This window comes from Micromonospora sp. NPDC005197 (genome assembly GCF_040608295.1).
GTDB lineage: Bacteria > Actinomycetota > Actinomycetes > Mycobacteriales > Micromonosporaceae > Micromonospora.
The window spans coordinates 21,571-28,255 of the sequence record NZ_JBEXHY010000075.1; the positions used below are offsets into that span (position 1 = coordinate 21,571).

Sequence of the window (6,685 nt, forward strand, 5' to 3'; positions counted from 1 at the left end):
CGCTCTGAAGTCTCCACCGCTGGTGCAACGATACGGTTGATGCAATGACCACCCTTGTTGACCTGCTTGCCGGCTCACCGACGCTGCTCGCGCTCGGCGAGCCGACGCACGGTGAATCCGCGTTCCTCCAGATCCGCAACGACGCCTTCCTGACGCTGGCCGAGCACGGCTACCGGTCGATCGCCCTGGAGAGCGACCGGGCCGCGGGACTGCTCGCCGACGCGTTCGTGCAGGGCGGGGCCATGACGCTCGACCGCGCGCTCGCCGAGGGGTTCAGCCACGGGTTCGGCGCCGCGCCGGCCAACCGTGACCTGCTGCTGCGGATGCGCGAGTGGAACGACGGACGGCCCGACGCCGAGCGCCTGAGATTTCATGGCTTCGACGCCCCGCTGGAGATCGAGGGCGCCCCGAGCCCGCGGCGTCACCTGCTGCGGGTGTGCGAATTCCTCGACCTCGACCTCGACCGGTCGGTCGAGATCGACGACCTCGTCGGGGACGAGGCCCGCTGGAGCGACACGGCCGCGATCTGGGAGCCGGGCCGGTCGGTCGGACGCTCGTCCGACGCCCAGCGGCTGCGGGTGCTCGCCGACGACCTGGTGACCGAGTTGTACCTGCGGGCGCACCGACGGCCCGAGGGCTGGCCTGCGGCATTCGTCCACGCCACGTCGGCGGTCGCGGTGCTGCGCTACCACGCGGCGGCTGCGGCGCCACTGGTCCAGGAGGAACGCTTCGCCCACCTGGCCGCGGTCCGGGACGCGCTGATGGCCGAGAATCTGCTCGCGATCCGGGCGGTCGAGGCACACCGTGGACCCACGCTGGTCTTCGCGCACAACACGCACCTCCAGCGCCACCCGAGCACGATGACGGTGGGCGCGACGGAGGTGTCGTGGGCCGGTGCCGGCGCGATCGTCGGAGCGTTGCTGGGCGAGCGGTACGCGGTGATCGTCGGCAGCCTCGGCGCGAGCCCCGCGCTCGGCATCGACGTGCCTGCCGCGTCGACCTACGAGGGCAGGCTCCAGCAGAAGCTCACCCTCCCCGGGTACGTCCGGGCGGCCGAGATCGGGCCGGCCGAGCGGCGAGCGCACGACTACCGCTACTTCCCGCTGGACCAGGCCACCATCGACCACGCCGACGCGGTGCTGCACATCCCGACCGGCGTCGACGCGACAGTGCTCGCCGACCGGATCCGCGCGCTGCCCGACGTCGAGCAGGTGATGGCGAGCGAGGAGGACGGATCACCCGAGGGCGCCTGGGGCGACCGGTTCTTCTACGTCGGCCCGGACCGCCGCCAGCCGTTCGCCACCATCGTCGAGCACGACGTGCCCGGCTTCGACGAAGCCGCGCAGCTGGACCGCCCCGGCGTCTTCCGCCTCAACCTGGACCTGGGCCGGGCCGAGTTCGAGAGGACGTTCGGCTTCCCACCGAAGGCGTTCGAGGAGCACCGGGACGCCTTCGACTTCGCCCGGCTGGACACGGTCACGCCGCACCCGGGGTACGCGCTGTACGGCTTCGCCAGCATCGTGATGCCGGGGCCGCAGATGCTGCCCGAGATCGACCGGCTGTTGACCGTCGCGCACACCCGGGCGGTCGACCGGCACGAGCGCGCGACCCGCCGAGCGGCCGCGCAGCAGGACTGAGCCCGACCGGCGGTTCCGCGCCGCCGGGCAGGTCGGGCCGCTTCGGGCTCGCGCAGACTGGTCAGGCGGCCGCTTCGGGCTCGCGCAGGTCGAGCCAGTCGGCCCAGCGCGGGTCCGGAGCGCGGTGCCCGAGGACCCGCCAGGCGGTGCCCTTCGGCGCGGTCGGCAGGGCGTGCAGCCGCCAGCCCAGCTCCGCCGGGGTCTTGTCGCCCTTGGTGTGGTTGCACCGGGCGCACGCGGCGACCACGTTCTCCCAGGCGTGCCGGCCACCCCGGCTGCGCGGGAAGACGTGGTCGATGGTCTCGGCCGGCCCTCGGCAGTAGGCGCACCGCCAGCCGTCCCGGGCGAAGATCGCTCGGCGGGACAGCCCGACGTGGGTGCGGTAGGGCACCCGGACGAAGCGGGTCAGACGGACCACCGACGGAACCGGCAGCGCGTCGCGGGCGCTGTGCAGGATGCCGTCACCGTCGGCGACGCAGACGGCCTTGGCGGAGAGGACGAGGATCGCGGCGCGTCGCACCGACACGACACACAGGGGCTCGTAGGTGGCGTTGAGGACCAGCGCGCCGGAGCCCACCGTGGGTCGTATGTCAGGCATCGCGCTCACCCTCCCGGTTCAGCGGCTGCTGCGAACCGCCGCCGACCGGAGTTGGGCACGAGGGCCCGCACCGTCGACGCCCGTTCGATCACCGACGTCCGTTGCGCCAATAGTCCCTGATCGGACCCCGGATTGCACGTACTAATCCGGGGTCGGACGTGAAGCTCTTTCCCGCACCTGTCACGATGGCCGGTTCGCCCCGGTCCGACCCGGCGCTCGGGCGCATCTCACCCGGCCGGTGGGTCGGCGGCGGCCGGTCCGGGGCGTTGCGGTACGAAGACAGGGTGAGTGCCACCAGCGGAACGCCCCTTGCCCTGTCCGACGCCGTGTCGGTGAACTGTCAGGGCAGCACCTCCTGCGAGACGATCTACCGGATCACCGGCTCGGAATGGTTCGCCCAGGGCAGCTACTGGATCCTGCTCAAGCCGCTGCGGGTGCTGTTGATAGTGGCGCTGGCGATGGTGGCCCGCTGGGCGCTGCACCGGACGATCGACCGACTGGTCCGGACGACCACCAACGGCGCCGTGCCGACCATGCTGCGGCCGCTGCGCGAGCGGGTGCCCACGGCCGCTGTCGACCCGGCCGAGTTCGTGCCGGAGCGCCGCCGGCAACGGGCCGAGGCGATCGGCTCGGTGCTGCGCAGCCTGACCACCGCGTTCGTCTTCGGCATCGCGCTGCTGATGATCCTGCGCGAGTTCAGCTTCGACCTCGCCCCGCTGCTGGCCAGCGCCGGGATCGCCGGCGTCGCCCTGGGCTTCGGCGCGCAGAGCCTGGTCAAGGACCTGATCGCCGGGCTCTTCATGCTCATCGAGGACCAGTACGGCGTGGGCGACAACGTCGACCTGGGCGAGGCGACAGGTGTCGTGGAGTCGGTGGGGCTGCGGGTCACCACGGTCCGCGACGGACGCGGCGTGCTCTGGTACATCCGCAACGGCGAGATCATCCGGGTGGGCAACAAGAGCCAGGGCTGGGCGCTGGTGGTCGTGGACCTGCCGATCGGCTTCAGCGGTACGGAGGAGGCCAGCGCCGTGCTGCGGACGGCCGCCGCCTCGGTGGCGCTGGACCCGGAGCTGTCGCCGGAGATCGTGGAGGCCCCGGAGGTGCTGGGTGTCGAGCAGATGACGGTGGATGGCGCCGTGATCCGTACGGTGGTGAAGACGACGGCCGACGGCCAGTTCGCGGTGAGCCGGGAGCTGCGCCGCAGGCTGGCGGAGGCGCTGGAGAACTCGGGGATCACCGCGCAGATCGCCGCCGCCCGCATCTATCCCGGTGTGTCGAGCCGGCCGTTGCCGGAGGGTGAGACCGGCCAGGGCGGCGCCACCTGACACCGGCGAGACTGGCCGGCAATACAGGGGTCGCCAGCCGCCCGGCCCCTGGAGTATCGTCCGTTCGTTCAGTCGGGGATGCGACGAACGATCCGTTCGCCCTAGCTAGTTGTCAGACGATCGGGCAGAATCCGGAGCACGCGTTCCCGCCGGAGCGTGGTCACATCCTCGCTGATCCGTAGATCTGACGAGTGTTCCCGGCCCGGCCGCCACGAGCTGCCGTTCCGGGGGCCGATGGAGGCGACGGTGCCCGACGAGCGACCTTCCGCGGAAGGCCCGGCCACTTTTCGCGAAGTGTTCGCCCAGCGCGAGTTCCGGGCCGTCTTCGCGGCCGGGGCTCTCTCCTGGGTCGGTGACTACGTCGCCAAGGCCGCCGTGACCCTCCTCGTCTACCAGCAGACCAGGTCCGTCGCGCTCTCCGCCGCCGCGTTCGCGGTCAGCTACCTGCCGTGGCTGCTGGGTGGCCCGCTGCTCGCCGCCCTGGCCGAGCGGCACCCGTACCGCAGGGTGATGGTGGCGTGTGACGTCATCCGGATGGCGCTGATGCTGCTCATCGCCCTCCCCGACCTGCCCGTTCCGGCGCTGCTGGTGCTCATCTTCGCGGCCACGCTCGCCAACCCGCCGAGCCAGGCCGCGAAGTCCGCGCTGATGCCGCAGATCCTCGCCGGGGACCGGCTGGTGGTCGGGTTGTCGCTGAACGCCAGCATCGGTCAGGCGGCCCAGGTCGTCGGCTACCTGCTCGGCGCCGCCGTCGCCTCCATCGACCCGACGGTCGCGCTGCTGTTCAACGCGGTCACGTTCGGCCTCTCGGCGCTGCTGGTCCGCCTCGGCGTGCGGAACCGGCCAGCGACGATGACCAGCGCGCACCGCTCTCACCTGCTCCGGGAGACCGCCCAGGGGTTCCAGATCGTGTTCGGCACGCCGGTGCTGCGGGCCATCGCGGTGCTGGTGTTCAGCGCGCTGCTGTTCTCGATCGTTCCGGAGGGGCTGGCCGCGGCCTGGGCCAACAAGGGCTCCTCCGGCGGCATGGCCCCGGGCACCGCGCAAGCGGTGATCATGGTCGCCAACCCGGTGGGCTACGTCCTGGGTGGGCTGCTGGTGAGCCGGCTGTTCGGCCCGACCCGCCGACTGGCCCTGATGCGGCCCCTCGCGGTGTTCTCCCCGCTGGTGCTGGTGCCGGCGCTGTTCGACCCTCCACCGCTGGTGGTGGCGTTGCTGGCCGCCCTGTGCGGGTTCGCGGTCGCCGGGATGATGCCGATGGCCAACGGGCTCTTCGTCCAGGCGCTGCCGGACGGATTCCGGGCCCGCGCGTTCGGCGTGATGGCCACCGGCGTCCAGGTCATCCAGGGTCTCGCGGTGCTGGTCACCGGGCTGCTCGCCGAGCGGTTCTCCATTCCGGTGGTGGTGGGGGTCTGGAGCGCCGCCGGGGTGCTGCTGATGACGATCGCCGCCCTGCGCTGGCCGGGCAAGCAGACGGTGGACGACGCCATCGCCAAGGCCGCCGCGGCCAACGCCGAGCCGACCCCCGATCCGGGCGGCACCATCGCGGACGGCACGCCGGCGGGCACCGACCTCCGGCCCGCGGACGGCCACCGCCGGCACGCGGTCACCTGATCCACCGCGTGAGCCGGCGCACGGCCTCCGGGTCGGGCCGACGGCCGACGCACCTGGCAGGATGGAACGGTGAACCCCGCAGGTGAATCCGACCGTAACGATGCGTCGATGACCCTCTTCGAAGCGGTCGGCGGCGAACCCACCTTCCGCCGGCTGGTGGACGAGTTCTACGCCGGCGTCGCCACCGATCCCCTGCTGCGACCCATGTACCCGGAGGAGGACCTGGGCCCGGCGGCCGACCGGTTCACCCTGTTCCTGATGCAGTACTGGGGCGGGCCGAACACGTACTCCGCACAGCGCGGGCACCCGCGGCTGCGCATGCGGCACGCGCCGTTCCGGATCGGCGGGGCCGAGCGGGACGCCTGGCTGCGGCACATGCGCCAGGCGGTGGACCGGCTCGACCTGGAGCCGCAGCTCGCCGTCGCTCTCTGGGACTATCTGGAGCGGGCCGCGTACTTCATGGTCAACGTCATGGAGGACCCGGCCGAGGGCGCCTGACGGCGCGTTCCGGCACGGACGCTGCGGGGCGCCTCAGAGCAGGGCGCCTTCGTCGTGCAGCCAGTCCACGAAGCTGGCGGCCACTGCCGCGCCGCAGTCGAGCATCTCGACCAGCAGCGCGTCGTGGGTGCCGGCGCCCAGCGGCACCTGCAACTCGGCGTAGATCGGCAGCTGCCCGCGCTCGGTCGGGTCGCCGATGTACGCCTTGCAGAAGCGGCGGGTGTGGTTCCACTCGTTGACCACCCGGTAGGCCCGGTCGGCCCAGTCCGGCGGAACCGTGGCGTGCGGGCGGGCCCGCATCACCAGGATCTCGTCCTCGGGGCCTTCGAGGGTCACCAGCACGGCGTGCCGCTCCCACATGGCCAGCAGGTTGCCGTCACCGTCGGCCAGGTAGCGCACGTCGAGCAGGTCGAGTGCGTCACAGACGCGGCGCAGGCTCACCGGCTCGATGGTCGCCGGCATCTCGGTCAGCACGGGCCGGTCGCTGCCCGGGCAGTCGTCCCCCGGCTGGCGAGGGCTCGGCGGGCCGACCCGGACCGCGCTCTCCACTGTGATCCCGCTTCGGGTTTCCGGATCGCCGCCGTCGGCGGGACCGGGGCGCCATGACCACCACGGCATCGCTCGTCGCACCTCACTCCCCAGCGGATCCAGCCGCCTACGGTGCGTTGGATCCGAGGATGGACGGTACCCGGACAGCCGGGTTGAAGCATCCCCCCAACGGCCGCACCGGCCCAGAAGAATGAGCAGGGGTCATCCGTTCGGACGAATGGCGAGGGGCGTCACGGCAAGATCGGTGGCCTTCTGCAACCAGGCCGCTCCGTATGGTCCCACCAGGCCCACCCAACGGCCCGCCACCCGCACCTGGACCTCGGGGCGCGCGCCAGGACCGGCCGGATCGTCGATCGCGCCGAGGAAGCCCAGCTCTACCGCGAGCTGGGTGACGCTCATGGCGAGGGGGAGTCGCTGTTCTGGGTGGGCACGGTCCACCAGGTGATCCGCCAGGACCAGGCGAC

Annotated in this window: 6 protein-coding genes and 1 pseudogene; 4 read left to right on the forward strand and 3 right to left on the reverse strand. The window is 72.1% G+C overall.

All coding sequences use genetic code 11. The features are described from left to right. Nucleotides 1–44 precede the first annotated feature (44 nt). Nucleotides 45–1,637 (forward strand): DUF6194 family protein, encoded by a 1,593-nt coding sequence (locus ABZU46_RS21945; protein ID WP_354860604.1) that lies wholly within the window; start codon nucleotides 45–47, stop codon nucleotides 1,635–1,637. 61 nt (nucleotides 1,638–1,698) lie between these two features. Here ABZU46_RS21945 and ABZU46_RS21950 read toward each other — a convergent pair whose 3' ends face one another. Further along, on the reverse strand, nucleotides 1,699–2,235 hold the full coding sequence (locus ABZU46_RS21950; RefSeq protein WP_354860605.1) for an HNH endonuclease: 537 nt from the start codon (nucleotides 2,233–2,235) through the stop codon (nucleotides 1,699–1,701). A 266-nt stretch (nucleotides 2,236–2,501) separates the two neighbouring features. Here ABZU46_RS21950 and ABZU46_RS21955 point away from each other — a divergent pair, with 266 nt between their 5' ends. From ABZU46_RS21955 to ABZU46_RS21965, 3 genes are all read left to right on the forward strand, one after another. Then, entirely contained in the window at nucleotides 2,502–3,560 is a 1,059-nt protein-coding gene (locus ABZU46_RS21955) for a mechanosensitive ion channel family protein (protein WP_354860614.1), read from the forward strand. Nucleotides 3,561–3,794: 234 nt separating this feature from the next. Then, entirely contained in the window at nucleotides 3,795–5,174 is a 1,380-nt protein-coding gene (locus ABZU46_RS21960) for an MFS transporter (RefSeq protein ID WP_354860607.1), read from the forward strand. Nucleotides 5,175–5,282: 108 nt separating this feature from the next. Beyond that, nucleotides 5,283–5,672 (forward strand): globin, encoded by a 390-nt coding sequence (locus ABZU46_RS21965; RefSeq protein WP_354860608.1) that lies wholly within the window; start codon nucleotides 5,283–5,285, stop codon nucleotides 5,670–5,672. Nucleotides 5,673–5,705: 33 nt separating this feature from the next. On the opposite strand, the gene ABZU46_RS21970 is transcribed toward ABZU46_RS21965, so the two are convergent. Both ABZU46_RS21970 and ABZU46_RS21975 read right to left on the reverse strand, forming a co-directional pair. Next, a complete protein-coding gene (locus tag ABZU46_RS21970) occupies nucleotides 5,706–6,290 on the reverse strand; it encodes a YbjN domain-containing protein (RefSeq protein WP_234582140.1) in 585 nt (194 codons plus the stop codon). 132 nt (nucleotides 6,291–6,422) lie between these two features. Further along, a pseudogene (locus tag ABZU46_RS21975) lies at nucleotides 6,423–6,685 on the reverse strand (hypothetical protein); the annotation flags it as partial.